This window comes from Alloalcanivorax marinus (assembly GCF_016906305.1).
Taxonomy (GTDB): Bacteria; Pseudomonadota; Gammaproteobacteria; order Pseudomonadales; family Alcanivoracaceae; genus Alloalcanivorax; species Alloalcanivorax marinus.
In genome coordinates, this window is sequence record NZ_JADDOL010000015.1 from 1 (window position 1) to 16,355 (window position 16,355).

Below are 16,355 nucleotides of genomic sequence, written 5' to 3' on the forward strand. Positions count from 1 at the left end.
GGGTAACTGGAAATCTCATCGTCTTCATGGTCTTAATTTCGGGGGGAAGGTCACATCACCATCGATGGTTTGTCCGCCGGCAGTAAACAGGTGCCCCATGGCCACAATGGGAATATCCACTCCGAGTTCCTCACGTTTCTGCTCAGCGAAGGCGGCGACTTCGGCGTAATGAGACCGGATCCCCGCAAGTAGTTTCCGCTCCTTGTCCTCGACACTCTCACCCGCCTCCGCCACCCGGATATCCCTGTCCCGGAGGTAGGGCACGGCGCAAACAATCAGCTCCGGAGCGTTCAGCTCACTGCGGAGCACCAGCACTTCGTCTTCCAGGGACTCAGAGCTATTGCCGACCACGTGGACATTCAGCGCTTTGAGCAGCTCCCTGGGGGCATTGAGGAAGGAAGGCGAATCGTGGTTGCCCGCGATGACGACAACATGCCGGCAGGATGAGGCAGCCACCCGGCACAGGAACCGATAATAGAGCTCCTGGGCACGATTGCTCGGAGCGCTGGTGTCAAAGACATCACCTGCCACGAGCAGTGCATCGATTTCGCTTTTCTGAATCGACTCAGCCAGCCAGGTAAGAAAATTCTCGAACTCCTCATACCGCTTTCTGCCGTAAAGGGTGCGGCCGATGTGCCAGTCGGATGTGTGGAGGATTTTCATTGAGCCTCCACCGCTGTCTGTGGTTCCTCAATAGGCTCTTCAGTCACGCCGATACTTTGAAGTAACGCGGCATACTGATCAGGGTCCTTTTCCTTAATCTTCCGCAAGATGAAATTTGCTGTGGTCTTCATCTCAGGAACATCGATAGGTAAAACACTTCGTTCAAATACACCCGCCAAATGGGAAAACTCATTATTGATACGATCCGTAAGTGATGCGGCCAAGGCATCATCTCCAAAAAACCGCGTTAACTTGTCATCTTTCTCCACGGCATTTGGATATTTGTAGTACAAGAATGCCTCAAGAAACTTACGGGCATTGTTCCCAAAGTTGTAGTAGCAATCATGATTTTCATCACTCTCGATCTGTGCGTGGGCACATTTATAAATTTGATGAAACAAGAAATTGAACTCAGTAACATAGTCCTTAAGGTATCGAGGCATCAACGTGATGTTGCTGGTCTGATTCGTTCGCGTAATGATGAGAAATTGAGATTTATTTTTGTTCATCGCACCAGGAAGCCGCTTAAGATACTTCAGAAAATCCAGGTTGTGAGTCGATATAAATAACTGCTTAAAGCGGTCGCGTTCTTTTTCCTCCTCGCCATCTTCATATTTCTCCGGGGTTACAATCTCTGCATTAATAAGGCTGTAGACAAAAAATATATGGTTTGCATCAAGACTGGATATGGGATCATCAATCCAGATGATAGGCTGATTACCTTTAGTCTCGATATCATCAAGCTTTGCCATGAAGTAACAAAAAGCTATCAGGCTACATTCACCCTCACTTAGGTGGAATGCCTGCTTGCCGTTGCGTGTTACTTCAAACCGGTATCCCGATGAAGTATCTCCGGGATTTTCTTCAATGGCTCTGAGTGAAAGGGACTGGTGGCCGAAGAAGTTATTCAAATAGTCGTTAACCCGGTCAGCACCCTTGCTTTCATCTTTCAGTTGGGCCTTCAGTTCACTGATCTTTGCTCGTTTTGTATCAAGCTTTTCCTTTGCAGAGTTCTTAGCTTCCTCCGCTTTTTCCATTGCCTTATTCAGCACGTCAATGGCTGTGCATTCTTCTTCATATTTTATGTCGTTAACGAATGTATGAACTTCATGAAGGCGGAGTGAAGCGCGCGCTTCCGATTGATCCTCGCTCAGCGAAGCAGTGAGCTCATTTGATTTTTTCCTGAGCTGTTCAAATGAATCTCTAACCGAATTCAAAGAATCCTCAACGGACTCAGGTTCATCAAATGTTAGAGGAGTGAAGATTTCATTTTTCCGTTTTTCGGCCTGTTCTTTAATAGAATCCAAGCTTTCACAATAAGCAGCGGATTTAGCTGACAACTGTTCTGAAAGCGAATCCAAATCCATGGTGAAGTTAGAATAGAAATCCGAATTCTTGATTTTCAGTAGACTGGGAAGTCGTGACCTCTCACGTTCAATCGATCCAAGCAGGTTATCCAGCGCTTGCCGAAGCTCTTCAGACTCCTGATTGAAATGCTTGTCCAGTTTTTCCCATAAATCTTTCGGTAGGTCGCTACCACAAAATGCGCACTTGTCTCTTTTCCCTTGATGATGCTCGCGACCAGTCCTCACCCATGTCGCCAATGCAGCATCGTTTAGTAATTCCTGAATCGGGTCAGATGCCTGAATCTTTTTTTCAATTAAATCTTTAGCCTTTGATACTATCGCGGAATATTGAAGGTTAAAGGATGATGATTCTGGGATTTCCGGCTTGGGTTCTTCTCTGAGAAGGTCATGAAATTGGTCTACCTGTTCATCAGTAAGCGGGGAATAAGTATCTCTGGTAACAGTAGCGATATCTGCTTTAATTTTGGGAACATTGTAGTTGGCATCGCCAAACGATTTGTTGTGCTTAATTCCCGAGCCTGCCTTATTGGCTTTATCCCGTAACTTTGTCTCCAATTCTGTCGATTTATCGCCATGGGATTTTTTGGCTTTTTTGAACTCATCCTCAGCACCAAGGAGGTCACCAAGCAGACCTGATTTATCCTCTTCGCTTCCGAGTTCAGCTTCATGCTTTTCTATCTCTTCCTCAAGCTTGGCATTATCTTCTCCCAATATGGCGAACGAGTTTATGGCCTGCTCGTCATCAACGATGAAATGCAGATTATCTCTGACAAAATCTTCATTAAAAACCCGAACCACTTGGCCATGGCTATTCAATGAGTTTTGCGTGGCATTGGTGCCGCCATTGAAAGATAGCTGAAATTCAGGCGAGCTATATTTTTCGGAGACTGAACCGGTTTCGAGAGCCCTAAAAATCCGTGATAAAGTTGTTTTTCCGGAGTAGTTTCGGCCATATAAAATGTTGATCTTTCTAAATTCAGCAACATTATTGCCTTCATCCCTTACAGATGAAGCCCATCGAAAGTCCTGAAAGACCGCCATGTCTTTGATCGATTCTATTCTCTTTACCTCGCCGCTCATCTCGTCCCCCCTAATTTTTTTGTTCTTGCCTGATAAACGTCACCTCAAAGGCCTTGCTAGACCGAAACTGCTGCAACCGGTTGGCAAACGCGAAGACTTCATTCATCTCGTAGTGCTGAAAGATGTCCAGCCCTCGATCCAGTGAAATCTTCCAGCCGTGATCTGTAACGATATGACGGGCGTGAATGGTGCCGCTTTCATCAAACTCCCAGGTGAAGTCGATGCCCACGGTGCGAGCGGATTCCTGGATCTTTTCAAAACTCTCGTCTTGTAGGTCACCCTTGAACTCGTCCCGGACGGTGACGAGGTGAACCGCCACTTCATCTTCCTCGGCCTTGTTCTTCACGATGGCTTCGAGAAACTCCATGAAATTTCGGACCTGGTAGAAAAGCCGGATGTAGGGGTCTGTGACGGTGATCTTGCTGGCGCCTTTCAGGTATGCGCCAAACAAGCCGTCGAATGAGATGCCTTTTTGGTTCTCCTGGAAGGTCAGGTGTTTTTCCTCCAGCGCAGGCTCAGGGGCGCGGGGCTCTTTGGGCTCGCCACCTTTAACGTCTACTGCTGGCTCGGGCTCTAATCCCCCGTCATCAGGAGTAGACACTGTCTGATGGTAGTAACCCGGATACTCTTCTTCCTCAAGTGTGGTGACCAACGTTTCCTGGCCCTGCTGATCCTGATAGGAAAATCGGACTTCGCCGTAAGTAGTATCAATCCGCTGTAACTGGTCCTTGACCCGCTTGCGCCCCTCGATGGCAAAACGCAGCACTTCTTCAACCTCATCCCTGGTTGCTCCGCCCTGGGGAAACAGGATCTTCATCAAGCCGGAAAAGGTCTTGTTGATACCGTCCCGGTCACGGGTCGAGATATCAGAAGAAAGGGTAAAGTGCTCCCGGTACTGATCGGAATAATCGTAGTTCCGCATCGAGCGCAGGATTTCTGCAAGGTAGTCCACCACGAAGCCATAGCCGTCGGAGAACATCTCGCCCCGGATGATATCGACCTCCCACCCGGGGATGTAGAAGTGGATTCGGTCCAGAAAGGCAGAATCGTAGAACTTGTCCGGCAGTTCATCGAACAGGTCTGAATGCTTCAGCATGTAAGGAACAGTGTGCCGGGTGTTCCCCACGAACACCATGGACGCCTCGGCGCCCAGGGTTTCCACTCCCCGGGAGAAGGACTTGTTGGCCATGTAGTTCTTCATGATGTCGACCAGTGCTTTATCGACGCGTTTCTGCTTGCCGGCGAATTCGTCGAAGGCCACGCAATCCCAGTAGCCCACCAGGCCGATTTTGCCGCTGGAGTTGTTCACAAACAGCTTGGGTACAGTGACCTCACCACCGGATACCAGGATCCCATGGGGCGAGAATTCGGAGTAAACGTGGGATTTACCCGTCCCCTTGGGGCCAAGTTCAATCAGGTTGTAGTTCCGCTCGCAGAACGGAATCAATCGGACCAGTTGCGTCAGCTTGCTGCGCCGTCCGAACATCTCCGGGTTAAAGCCGATACTCTGTATCAGCAGGTCAATCCACTCATCGGTGCTGAACTGCTGCCGCGCGGCAACGTAGGCGTCGTAGTCGAAGTGGGATAGCTGAATCGGTTTGAGGGTGGACAGAATCCAGGGGCTGACGTTCTGGTCTTCAGAAAATACGTATTCGATATCCGCAATGCACCAGACGCCGCTTACCAGCAGTTTGGGGTGGGCCTTCACGGTCCCAGAATCCACCAATACCTTCTTGATTCCCAGGTTGGAAAACTGCGCCTCGTAGGCATCCGTCTTCTCATTCAGGGCCACGCTGATCTTATCGATAACCTTGTAGCGCCCCTTTTCCTTGATATTCGAGCGCACCAGTCCGGCCTCGTTGCGGTGGACATAGTGCTTGGCCAGAATCTCCTTGACCGTCTCGATACCGGTCTGAATCGTAGGCTCGTCGTTAGTGGCGCAGTATTGGCCGAGCAGATACTCGAGCACATATGAGGGCACGATGGCGTTGCCTTTGACCGTTTTCACCAGGTCTTTGCGCACTACCAACCCGGGGAAGTGTTGGTTGATCTTTTGGTCAAGCGTGCTCATTGGCTATAACCCTTAAAAATCAAAATCGCTGGTAAAGGACCGCCGCATCAAATACCTGAGCGACTTGTATTCCTTGTAGTGGGACGTACCGGCATGCTGTTCTTCCAGGCGCAGAAAGACCTCCTCGCCGTTGGCCTCATCCGCCTTGCGGCTCAGCACGAAGCGCACCTGAAGCTCTCGCTCGCGGGGGTTCTCCGAGGTCAGGTCAAACGACAGCTCGTGACTATCCGAGATCAACTCCCCCGCTTGGGTGTAAATCCCGGCCCGCAGGTGGCGAGGTTGAACCTTCTCGGTAACCGGCCCGGACTGATACAAGGTGACCGCCAGTTGGCCGGAAGTGATCACCGAGCTGGCCCCACGCAGGATGTCCACCTCAACGGCGCTGACATCACTCTGTCGCTTCTTGTTAACCTTCAGGACCGGAATCACAACCTCCTGAAGGGATGCGCCGCCATGCACAAAGCGGCTGCCAGAGCCTTTAAGGCGCAGCCGGTTGATGGACTTGGGAATCTGCACTTCCATATCGCCATCCAGCCCAAGCTGCTCAGACGAGAAGTAGTGGAACGCCGGAGAGGCGGACAGCCCCTTACCCAGCACGAACCGACGGTCCCGGTAGCGAATATCATCGCCAGAAACGGCGTCGCCCAGGAAGTCACTCTCATCCAGCTCACGGTTCTGGTAAATAAAGCCATGGTCAGCGGTGATCAGCAGGTTATTGGCGTTGGCCGCCGTGAGCTTCTTGATCAGGCGTATGAGATCCGCCAGGGTCTGTTCCGCCGCTTCAAAGGCCTGCCCCTCTGAATGCATCTTGTCGCCAGTGTGATCGATGCGGTTGTGGTAGATGTACAGCACATCATTACCCTTGAGCAGATCACGGCTGTCGTCCCGGTTGAGCTGCATAAAATCCTCCGCCTTGACGGCCTGGCCCCGCCCATCCAGGGCGGCCTGCAGGATTTTGGTACGGTTGACCGTACCCTGTGAGCTTTGGCCATCCACCAGTACCGTACCGGTGTCGTTGTCGGCGATCGCCAAGGACTTGTTGGGCAGCAGCGCCGCCATACCGAGCTGGGTATAGCTGGGCAGGGTCGAGAGAGCCGGCTCGAGGTCCGCGCTGTAGCGATCTTCCTGCCGGATAAGGCCCAGCAGCTCGTCACCAATCTCGTAGCGCATGGCGTCGGAAATGATCACACAGATCCGTTTGTCCTTACGCAGGTACGGGCGAACCCAGTGCTCGAAAAAGGCCTTTTGCTGAACGACCGGATAGGCCTCCCAGCGCGGCGCGGCGTCCACGTGAACCTGGAAGCCATCGCCCAGCTTGAGCAGGTAGTTGTTGGAATACAGGTTCTCCACCTGCTCACTGAGCTCGCCCATCAACGATGCCTGGCCGGACATGCGCACATGGTAGGTAAACTTGCGGTAGAGCTGATCCAGCTGATACCAGGAGCGGCTGTATCGCTGAACGCCGTCGGAGAGGCTGTCCATGGTGAGACGAGCCTCACCCAGTATTTGGACAAAACGGGCCGCAAACTCAATGGCTTCATACAGGTGGCGGAACTCCCCGTACCAATGGCCCTGGCGCCGCTGCCGCACCCACAGCGCCACATCGCCGCTGGTAACTGTGCGGCTAACCACCGCCCGCACCAGGTCACTGATAATCTTCTGGTCGATTAGCCGGAAGTAGTCCAGCTCAACCAGGTCCCGGAAGTCCCGCTTACCCAGATCCTGCTCAATGCCCAGCACCTCGGCACACTCGGCAGACAGGGTTTCAAACCCCTGCTCGAACTGCCGGCTGTCTTTCCAGCGCTTGAGGAACACCAGCGCGTCGCCGGTCAGTTTGACCTCGCCATCGGTACCCATGGCGTAGCAGGACTTGAACAGCTCAATCACGAAGTCGCGAAGGCTGGGTTCACTGGCCTCGTAGCCGTAAAAACGGGTCAGTTGCTCCCACAGGAAGCTGTCCAGACCGCAACGCTCAATCAGCCGGATGCCATCATCGCGCCCTTCCGCCAGTTGCTGCAGCAGGGTTTCAACCACCGAGTCCATACGGGGCTCACTACCGGCACAGACAGCCAGCATCTTCAGGCGCAGCTGACGATCGGAATCGGGGGAGCTCGGCTCCAGCCATTTCCTCAATGCTTCCCTACGCTTGATAGCCTGAAAGAATTCAACGTGAGCCTCTACTACTTCTGCACGTTGAAAATCCAATTCGAGTTCGGACAGCCAGATAGCCACCTGGTCAGTCCGGAACTCGCCGTGGGCCAGCTGTACGTCCAGCAACCAGTTGTCCAGATCCTCTGGTTGCGGCCCCTCCTTGTACAGCAAGAATTTCTGTTCCGGTGACTCCCGCAGGATGCGATATTTCAGGCCGTACTCGTTGTTCGCGATTTCCAGTTTCTCCACGTCCGGGATGGAAACCGCCTCGAAGTCACCGCGCAGCTCGTGTTTGGTGTCGTACCAAAACACGATTCGGTGCTTATCGAACAGTCGGCTAAGAGCCTGGCTAATACGGTCACTCATTGGCTTAACCCAGTAATCTTCTTTAAAGCTTCGGCGAATTTCGGATAGTTCGCCTTCACCCCGTCATCGAGATCGATTTCCACCTGCTCGGTGGCCAGGGGGTAGAGCACATCCCGCTCGTAGTCATCTAGCTCGGCGAGGATTTTGTTGATCTTCTCGATCTCTTTCAGGGCCTTGGTCTTATCACCCTGGGAGGTCCCGGCGCTGATACTGACGGCCTCCAGATGGTTCTTCCGGGCTTGCAGCTTCTCGTCTTTGAAATCCCGCAGGTACTCCAACACCGTGCCTACGGTGTGAGGCTGGTAGCGGTGCATGTAGATCAACGCGTTGAATGAGCCCTTGGGTGAGGAGAACAACCAGTAGATGGGGCGCTTTTTGTAACGGCGCACGTGGTCGTTGTAGAAGTCCTTCAGGAAGTACTTGCGGATGTCCTGACCCAGTGCCTGCTCGACAAAGTGGAGGTTTTCGTCATAGTGCTCCTCGCCAAAGGCGATGCGCAGGAATTCACGGAAGCGCTCGGTGATGTCATCGGTGAACCAGTCGCCATCGAGCATGGGGATGACATTGTCATCGTCCGCCGGGAAGATCGGCTCAGGAACCCGCTTCAGATAATCCTCGATGGTCTCGCCCTGATTGGCTAGTATCAGCCCCGGTTTGTCCAGCGCGTAACGGCCCAACATGCAGCCCACCGCGTAGGAGACCAGCTCGCGCATGGTGTCGGCCAGAAGCAGCGCCTCCAACTCTTCCTCACTTTTGTTGCTGCCGTAGCGGTAATGGGGGTTGCAGGTCAGAGTGATCTCCTCCAGGGGTACACCTGGTGTCAACTCGTCCTGCAGGCCGTAGGCCTCGATAAAAATGCGGTTGTTATCTTCCTCCAACCGCTGCATTTCCAATGTAATCTCGTGCCAGTGGGCGCGAAGTTTTTGATACGTAGCTTTTAGCGATACATTAAAGTATGCGCGACACAATAACGGTGACTCGGTAAAATCCCAGGAAATTTCGTAAAAATTCCAATCTGAACGAGAAATATCGATCAGCCTCGAAATCGGAAAATTATCTCTGCATTTATCAATCAGCATAGCTTTGGGTATGAAAGGAATTCGACCTAAGCTAGTGATTCGAAAGTCCAAAGTTGGACTTAGGGCTTCCAACAAACGAAACACGACTTTGCTATTTAGAAGGCCAAGTATAACTAAAGCGTCATTTTCATCTGAAAAAATCGAAGGCGCCGTCGAGTCATAAGTCATGCCCTCCTCATAATATCGGAGCGCAAAACGCCCCGAGCTAACACGACTCCAGCTTAAACCTGGTTTAAAAAAGTAAGACTTCCCCCGCACGGGAGCTCCATTATAGTTCAATGGAAGGCCATGGAACTGATGAATGTCTTTTCCGTCATGTTCCCAATTAACGACGTGATCGCGATTTCCAAACCACTTTCTAAATTCTCCTCCCTTTCGATGAGCAAACCATTTGAAGCCTTGCGCGCCCCCTTGTTTCTTGGAGCGACAGAATTTTTGATCAGAAATCTCCTGCCATCTGCGAAGGAAACGTTCGTTATCTCCAGTGTTTATACCCTCCCTTATGTCGCCGTGATCGGATAACGAGTCATGAGTCTCGAAAACGCTGAGCATTGTTGGGGATAGCCAGTATGCAATCGCCCCCCCCGGAATCTTTTTAAAATCGGCCGGTGTAGCCATATAAAGACAACTACCTACACCGTGTTCAGTCTTGATTCCGCCACTATTGCTCATCGTTGTTCTCCAAACCTTGCCCTTGGACTGACGTATCAATTTGCTGCCAGTCGTCCGCAATCTTCTTCCAATCCACCTCGCGCTCGACCGTCTCGCCGTCGCTGTCCTGACCTGACCAAACGGCCCAAAAATCAGGATCATCCGATTTTGGTCGATGATGCTCAGGAAGTTGGTTCATCTGCACCAGTACAGGCAGTTCCGAGGCCCAGACTAACCTTGTGCCGTGCTTGGAGTGGCCGCTATGAAAACTCCAGATCAGGTGTTGGACAATGCTCATTCGTCTCCTCCTGCCGGAAGCACTTTTCGGCTATGCTCGATCGAGAACCCATCCGGCACTGGCTTGAAGGGCTGTGCGGGCGAGCGGTGGCTACTTTGAAATTGGCGCAAAGCTTTCACATCAATTTCACCGATGACGCAATAGTCGGTCACACCGCCCTTGACCCGCAGCAAATCGCGTTTCCAGCTGTTTTTAAAGGGCGCTCGGATTCGGCTATCCCCGTACTGTCGGTCGTTGCATTGGATGATGTAGGCATGGATGTCCAGGGCGGCGGACTCTACAAGCGCATTAAAGGTTTCGGTGTCCTGGTTCCATTCTGGTACAAATAGGGTATCTACTTTGCCCCGCAGGGCCGCGCGATAGCTGATGTTGGTCAATTCGCTGCACACCAGCAGGGCAAAGTGGAAGTCGCCGTGGCGTATAATGGGCGGAATACCCTTGCTCCAGAGTGATCCTGGCTTCATCTCCGCGCCGGCTAGCCGCTTCAGCTCCGCCTCTTCGTGCAAGGCGGGGCGCTGTTTGTCTTGCCGGTAGATCATGATAGAGGGAAAGCCCAGACCATCATGGGACAGAGCTGCCCACACCTGATTGCGCACCCGTGACTTACCTGCATGGAGGTACTCAATACCTGTAATCAGCGAAATGCCTCGACCTTGCAGCTTGCGGGCGATTCGCATAAACCAGTGCGCGGGAAGCGCCAGCTCCGGCAGGATAAGGTAACGACTATGCCGGGGTTGAGCGATTACACTGTCGAGCAAGTGGCATAGCCGGGCATAACGGCCAGCATCGGGGTCCGGCATGCGCGTGACGGCTGCCGCCCAGCTTTCGATCCGCGTCTGCCAGCTGGAGACGGCGATATTGTATTTGCAAGGCTCAGCCCCATCGGGAATCTGTAGCACACCGTTCTTGTCGAAACGGGGTGTTTTGTCGCCGAGACTGAAGCCGCGCAAGGCCAGAACCACGCTGCGCAGGGCGGCTTGCCCTTGTTCGGTGTAGGCGTCTTTGTACAGCACGAAAAGTTCCGCCAAATTGAAGGGGCGGGTGGCAAACAGCAGCCCATATGGAAGTCCCTTCATTTTTATCCACTTTGCCAGTCGCTGGCTGCCTTCCACTGCTGTACCAGGCAACAGCTCTGAGCCTTGAGCACAATTGAGCACGGTTTTCTTGGCGGGAATTCCGCGTTGCGCGATCATCTCCTTGGGTAACCCCATAAAACGGAACGGCATATGTGCCAGGTCAAAGGAGAAAAGCCGTGCATGCTGCGACTGAAAGGCTTTCGCCGACACGGGCCAGGAGAGCATGGTTTCGACATCAAGCGTAGGGTGGCAATCCGCCATCTGCGCCTCCCATGCCTGCCGGCCCGCCCTGGACAAGCGTGGAGGAAAGGCCGCCGTGATACTTTCGCGAATGGTGGAAAATTGCTTTTCCTTCCAGCAGGCGATGATCTCAGCCTCGGATGGCGCGTTGGCAGATGGGCAGGCCTTTATCTCAACATCACAATGTTCACCGACTTGCTGGCAAAGGCGTTCCAGCGCGTCGATGATTCTGCGTAGATCGCCGAAATCCTCACACGCTGTTGCTAATCGAATCACTCGCGGCAAATAAACAGCCAAATCGAAAAACTGAGGCAGCACCAAAACATGTTGAATAAAGGCACGAAAGAAAGCCCGGCGATGCGCTTGCCAGGCATCGGGATGTAAGTCCCGCTCATACGCCTCGAAGTCGCGTAGCTTGATGGCGAAGCTGGCGCGCCTCATGGTCAACGCATCGGCCTTACGTAAGTTGTCGGCGGCCTCCCCATCGCTTTGTGTGGCAGCTAGAAGGTCAGTGCTAACATGGCCGGCAGACCGAGGTAATCGGGGCATCGCCCGCCATTCGCTGGCGCGCTCGTGAATCTGGTGTGCAATGGCATCAACCAGCGTTTTGCCAGGCTCGTCAGCCAGCATGAACACCTTGTTTTTAGCATTGGCGAAATAGATCCTACTTTTGTTTTCGCCCTTTTTCAGGTAATCAGGCTGAAAGCGGATTCGGCTCTGCTCCCGGGTGTCCACCCAGCCCAGCTTTCCGCCGGAGCGTGCAAACAGCCACTCCCAAAGCTCAACCGTGGAGCGAAACCCAGCGCCGTTTTCCATGACCAAAAGAATGTCATCCACATAGCGACCGTAATACAGTGGAGCAACCTGTCGTTCGATGATACGGTCCAGTTCGATCAGTGCCACATTGGCCACTACAGCAGAGGCGGGCAACCCGACCGGCAATCCTTTTCCAAGAGGCGTTGCCTCGGCCCATGCCTGCAACGCACGGATAAACAGGCGGTGGAGCTTCGCTTGTTCTTCATTGAGTTCCAGGTTCAGAACAGTCGCCAGGAACTCTGGATCCAGCATAAAGCCAGGATTTAGCTCGTGATAGAAGGAGCTGACATCGGCCGTAAGTGCAACAATTTGTTTGCCCTCATCCAACGCAGTGCGCATGGTGGAGATGCCTTGATCACGCCAGTCGCGAAACGGTTTCAGATAGGGCGCGAACGAACCCAAAGACAATGGGTTGATGCGTTTTCCGTCCTGTGTGCGCCGCAAGCGGTTGCCATAGGCGCAACCTGTTAGCTTAGCGTCAAACAGATGACCGACCTCCATCATCCACAAAGTGGACAACACGTGGAAATCCATACTGCACTGCGCCATTACACGAAACTCGGCGACAGGTTTCTCCGGTTTCTTTTGGCCCGCCAGCAAAGTACAAGCGTGCTCCCATTCATCGGCGGGAGATGAGAAGATCAAACCGATACCATGTACTTCCCGGTATTTTTGCCAAGGTGACATATCCACTGATTTCGTGGCCAGTGTCCAACTGCCCAGGAACTCCGAAGAAGTAGCCCAGGATTCGTCGTCGCCATTATATTGCGTCTGCAGCGCAGCTAGATTCTCATAGAGGTTTTCCTCGTAGTCTGCGATAACATCAAGGGACGCATGCGAAGAGTAATACAGGTCGACTTTTGCCTTTTTATAGGAAAGTCCGAAGCTTTCTAGGCTAATCATGTCGAACGACCCTGCTCAATAGCCTGAGCCATCATGGCCATCTTCTCAGCTTCCGAATTGCCATCGACCAATCGGAGAAACGCGCCTCTATAGTTCGGCTTATGGGCGTTCTCAAGTACGAAAGCAGTCGTTGAAACTACTTCTCCACCGATGCTGTCAAAGGCTCGCGCACCCAGATGGGCCATCGACAAAATAGTGTGCTGATTGAGAATGCGGCCGCGCAAAGCTTCAAAGGAAGACAGAAACATCCAGCTCTGCATCGTGATCATGGCGACAGCGCCGCCAGTTACCGCCATATCCAGATTACGTTCTATGAACATGGCAAACAGGTCGGACTTGCTCTTTGGGTAGTTCTCCTTGGCCCAGGCGCCAAGCCGCCCATTCATACCCTTGCCGCCCATATAGGGGGGGTTGGCGACGACCACCGCGTAGCGCGGGCTCAAGGCTTCGGCCATACGCAGTACTTCCAGTACTTTGCTGTGCGTGTCGGCCAGGAACAGGTTGCCCCCCAGGTTCTTTGTCTCCAGCTCGGCCAGCACGTCAGCCACGTTGGTAAGCTTGGGCAAGATCAGGGAGCCGAAGTTGTCAGCCTCCTCGAACTGTTGCAAGGTTTCACGTAAGCCCTGGGTGAACAGGTCGCGGCCCACGGTGCTCATGTACTCTTCCAGTTCATCCGGAGTGAAGCTAACTTTTTTCAACATGCAGATGTTGGGCTTGATGCCTTTGTTGAAAAAACGCCGCTGACGCGCCCGGGCTTTCATGGTCAGAGCGAAGGCGGCCAGTTCGCCGGCGCGTTCATCCAGCTCAATACCGTAAAGGTTGTGTGTCAGGATCTTTTCCGGGATTTCGGACGGCTCGTAGCCTTCTTCTTCGTAAATGGCATAGAGGAGATCGAAAGCATAGGTCAGCATATGGCCGGATCCGCAGGCTGGGTCGCAAACCTTGAGCTTTTCCGGGCCTTCGATTTTCAGAAAATCGGCCTCAGCCTCGCCCGGAGGAATGTAATATTCCATCTGATCCACCAAAGCTGAATTCGGTCTGTTAAGCATCCACAAGCGGCCGAGCGAGTTATCCACCAGGTATCGCACAATCCAGTGGGGCGTGAAAAGCTGGGTGGCGGCGGGGATATTGGCCGGTTTGATTTTCTGATTCTTCTTCAGCGCCTCGAATACTTGATCCTTTTTCTCGGATATATAGAACTGGTACAACCAGCCAATTACCTCGACATCCTCACAGGCAACCGGCGTCATGGCCTCGCGAGTGTAGGCCAGAATTGAGTTGCCGGAGAGCAGGTCATCCGGCATTAGCAGCTCGGTGTAGTCGTCGATACGCTCGAACAGGAACGGCATGGCGCTGTACCAATAGTTACAGGCGGCTACGACCAGTAAGCGATAGGCTTCCCCTTGGGGATCCTGGCTGGGCATTTTGCCATCGAGCAGGGCGAAGACCCGTTTTCGGGTATTTTCCACGACCATCTCTTCATCGATATGGCCCATCTTGGCATCCGCCAGGATCTCGGGCTGAAACTGCCCCTCGGCGGGCGAGACCACGCCGATGCGGTTATATCGGTTCACGTCCATAAACCGCAGGGCTACGAGCCGGTTAAACCAGATATAGGCCACCCGCTCGACAACCTGCTCTTTACCCTGCTCGGCTATCGCCTCTTCAAGCTTTTTGATGGCCGATGGGCTTTCCCGCCGGGCGGGGCTTTCTTCGGCCAATACCAGCTTTAGCTTGGCGCCGACCTGTTCAATCAGGCTGCGGCGGGCGAACTGGGCGAATTTTCTGAGTTTTGCGGTTTCCATCGATTCATGCCTTGCTTTTGATCGTGACCGAGCGATATACGCTGACGCATAAATGAGCGTATATATTTACGCCGAGCGCATAAATTAACGCGCGCGCTTGTAAATAGCTCCTTTACGCTCGCCTATTTGCTCGATTTCTCCCCTTTTCTTCAATCTGGCCAACAACTTGTAGGCTTGGTCCGGGCTGATATGGCACAGCTCAACCACGTCAGCACGCTTGATGCTGCCGTGCGTATCAATAAAGCTCATGACCATCTGCTGTTGCTGGATAGGATCAAACCCCGCCTGGCGTACATAAGCGGCTTTTTGCCCCGCCCCCCGGTATACCTTGGCGCTCAGGGTGTAGGTGCGGCCCTTGCCGGTGCCGTGGGCTTCCACCATGCCGGCTTCCACCAGTTTTTCCAGGGTACCCCGGACCACGGTTTCGGGCTTCTGCACGGATTTGGCCAGGTCCGCCGTTCTTAAACGCCGCTCATTGCGCAGCCGGGACAGGATAATCAGGCTGTCGATGGGCATGGCGGCGCCGGTCTGTTCCTCACGCTCGACGATCATGCGCAGGAATTCGGCGTCCGCGTCCGCTGCGCTCATGCGCACGGAGACGGTGTGAGCGGACGACATGGAGTAGTCGGGGGCGGTGCGCCCGTAGCGGAGCATACCCTCGAAGATCCGGTCGATGCCTCGGCCCGTGCGTTCGGCCAGGCCGATGCGCTTGATAATGTCAGCCAGCAAGGGGTTACGGGAGCGAGGGTCAGCCACCAGCAGGTTGTCCAGATTAACGCCCTCCACAAAACCACCGGGATTGCTGATGCTCAGGCCGTCGTCGTCCAGTTTGACGTGTACGGCGCCCAGGGCGCTGTAGTCGCGGTGAACCAGGGCGTTCACAAAGGCTTCCCGGAAGGCCCGGCGGTCGAAGTTGGGGATCGGCACGCGAAACAGCCCGACCTGAATCTCCTCTTCCTCCACCCGGGCCCGGAACAGCACTTCGACCTCTTCAAAGGTTTCCAGCAGCGGTTTGCGGTAGAACTCATTGACTAGGACATCGGTACCGCGCAGCACCTGGAAGGCTACCTCGTGGGAGGGCAGGTGTTGCCGGAGCTGCATTTCGTTCCCCAGCAGCAGCAAACCAGCCACGGTGGGATGGCGCCGACCTCCCACGCTCACGGTCAGTCCCAGGGCGCCGTCCAGCTCATCGTCCGCCAGGGGCATCAGGCTCTGGTCACCGCCGTACTTCTTGATGGCGTTGCGGATGCGGATGCGCTGAATCGGATCCAGGTCCTCTACAGCGAGGTTTTCCACCGGCAAGGCTGAGGGGTCCGTTACTCCCAGGCTGGACTGGCGCTGAACAAACTCATGGGGGTAGAAGGGCACGGCCTCCGGAGTGCCATCCATTCTCAGGCGCCGACGTTGCAGCAGACCATCCGAAGTGGACACCAGCTGCCGGGACTTGGGCACCTGTATTCTGCCAATAGGTTGCCCTTCCAGCTCCAGGGCCTCAACACGCACAGCCAGCGAGGGGATGGTCTTGTTGGCTATCAGGGCGGGCAGGCCGGCGAGGTTGCGGTGATTGGCATGCAGCCCGGTTGGGGTGCCATCATCTTCAACGCCCAGGAACAGGTCGCCGCCCTCGGTGTTGGCCAGGGCCACCACCGCAGCTACCAGATCTCGGTCCGGCAGGCCTTTAACGTCGCTCTTGAATTCAACGGCAAGGCTTTCGCCCCCCTGAATAATTGTCTGGATTTCCTGTTCGGCTTCGTGCATGGCTATCCCCAACATCGACCGATTAGACGGT

The 16,355-nt window shown here is 53.9% G+C and carries 9 protein-coding genes; all 9 read right to left on the minus strand.

The features are described from left to right. Window positions 1-24 precede the first annotated feature (24 nt). On the minus strand, window positions 25-663 hold the full coding sequence (gene sbcD, locus IM760_RS12870; protein ID WP_204429917.1) for an exonuclease subunit SbcD: 639 nt from the start codon (window positions 661-663) through the stop codon (window positions 25-27). Beyond that, the gene (locus IM760_RS12875) at window positions 660-3,110 is read right to left on the minus strand and encodes an AAA family ATPase (RefSeq protein WP_204429925.1); all 2,451 of its coding nucleotides are present in this window, start codon (window positions 3,108-3,110) and stop codon (window positions 660-662) included. Before IM760_RS12875 ends, sbcD begins: the two co-directional genes overlap by 4 nt. A gap of 10 nt (window positions 3,111-3,120) precedes the next feature. Continuing rightward, complete coding sequence (brxL, locus tag IM760_RS12880) at window positions 3,121-5,181, minus strand: BREX system Lon protease-like protein BrxL (protein ID WP_204429937.1); 2,061 nt, start codon at window positions 5,179-5,181, stop codon at window positions 3,121-3,123. 12 nt (window positions 5,182-5,193) lie between these two features. Beyond that, window positions 5,194-7,698: a BREX-1 system phosphatase PglZ type A gene (gene pglZ / locus IM760_RS12885; RefSeq protein ID WP_204429946.1), complete on the minus strand. Its 2,505-nt coding sequence runs from the start codon at window positions 7,696-7,698 to the stop codon at window positions 5,194-5,196. Then, entirely contained in the window at window positions 7,695-9,449 is a 1,755-nt protein-coding gene (pglX, locus tag IM760_RS12890) for a BREX-1 system adenine-specific DNA-methyltransferase PglX (protein WP_239549815.1), read from the minus strand. Before pglX (IM760_RS12890) ends, pglZ begins: the two co-directional genes overlap by 4 nt. Beyond that, entirely contained in the window at window positions 9,439-9,726 is a 288-nt protein-coding gene (locus tag IM760_RS18910) for a hypothetical protein (protein ID WP_239549816.1), read from the minus strand. The genes pglX (IM760_RS12890) and IM760_RS18910 overlap by 11 nt, the downstream gene beginning before the upstream one ends. Continuing rightward, window positions 9,723-12,761 carry an RNA-directed DNA polymerase gene (locus IM760_RS12895; RefSeq protein WP_204429956.1) on the minus strand — a complete coding sequence of 1,013 codons (3,039 nt, stop codon included), beginning with the start codon at window positions 12,759-12,761 and terminating at the stop codon, window positions 9,723-9,725. The genes IM760_RS18910 and IM760_RS12895 overlap by 4 nt, the downstream gene beginning before the upstream one ends. After that, on the minus strand, window positions 12,758-14,566 hold the full coding sequence (gene pglX, locus IM760_RS12900) for a BREX-1 system adenine-specific DNA-methyltransferase PglX (protein WP_204429958.1): 1,809 nt from the start codon (window positions 14,564-14,566) through the stop codon (window positions 12,758-12,760). The genes IM760_RS12895 and pglX (IM760_RS12900) overlap by 4 nt, the downstream gene beginning before the upstream one ends. An 84-nt stretch (window positions 14,567-14,650) precedes the next feature. Beyond that, the gene (locus IM760_RS12905) at window positions 14,651-16,324 is read right to left on the minus strand and encodes an ATP-binding protein (protein ID WP_204429960.1); all 1,674 of its coding nucleotides are present in this window, start codon (window positions 16,322-16,324) and stop codon (window positions 14,651-14,653) included. Between the last annotated feature and the right edge of the window lie 31 nt (window positions 16,325-16,355).

Coding starts and splice junctions, on each gene's coding strand:
- IM760_RS18910 (WP_239549816.1), bottom strand. CDS start 9,726: ATGAGCATTGTCCAACACCTGATCTGGAGTTTTCATAGCGGCCACTCC.
- brxL (WP_204429937.1), bottom strand. CDS start 5,181: ATGAGCACGCTTGACCAAAAGATCAACCAACACTTCCCCGGGTTGGTA.
- pglZ (WP_204429946.1), bottom strand. CDS start 7,698: ATGAGTGACCGTATTAGCCAGGCTCTTAGCCGACTGTTCGATAAGCAC.
- pglX (WP_204429958.1), bottom strand. CDS start 14,566: ATGGAAACCGCAAAACTCAGAAAATTCGCCCAGTTCGCCCGCCGCAGC.
- IM760_RS12875 (WP_204429925.1), bottom strand. CDS start 3,110: ATGAGCGGCGAGGTAAAGAGAATAGAATCGATCAAAGACATGGCGGTC.
- sbcD (WP_204429917.1), bottom strand. CDS start 663: ATGAAAATCCTCCACACATCCGACTGGCACATCGGCCGCACCCTTTAC.
- IM760_RS12895 (WP_204429956.1), bottom strand. CDS start 12,761: ATGATTAGCCTAGAAAGCTTCGGACTTTCCTATAAAAAGGCAAAAGTC.
- IM760_RS12905 (WP_204429960.1), bottom strand. CDS start 16,324: ATGCACGAAGCCGAACAGGAAATCCAGACAATTATTCAGGGGGGCGAA.
- pglX (WP_239549815.1), bottom strand. CDS start 9,449: ATGAGCAATAGTGGCGGAATCAAGACTGAACACGGTGTAGGTAGTTGT.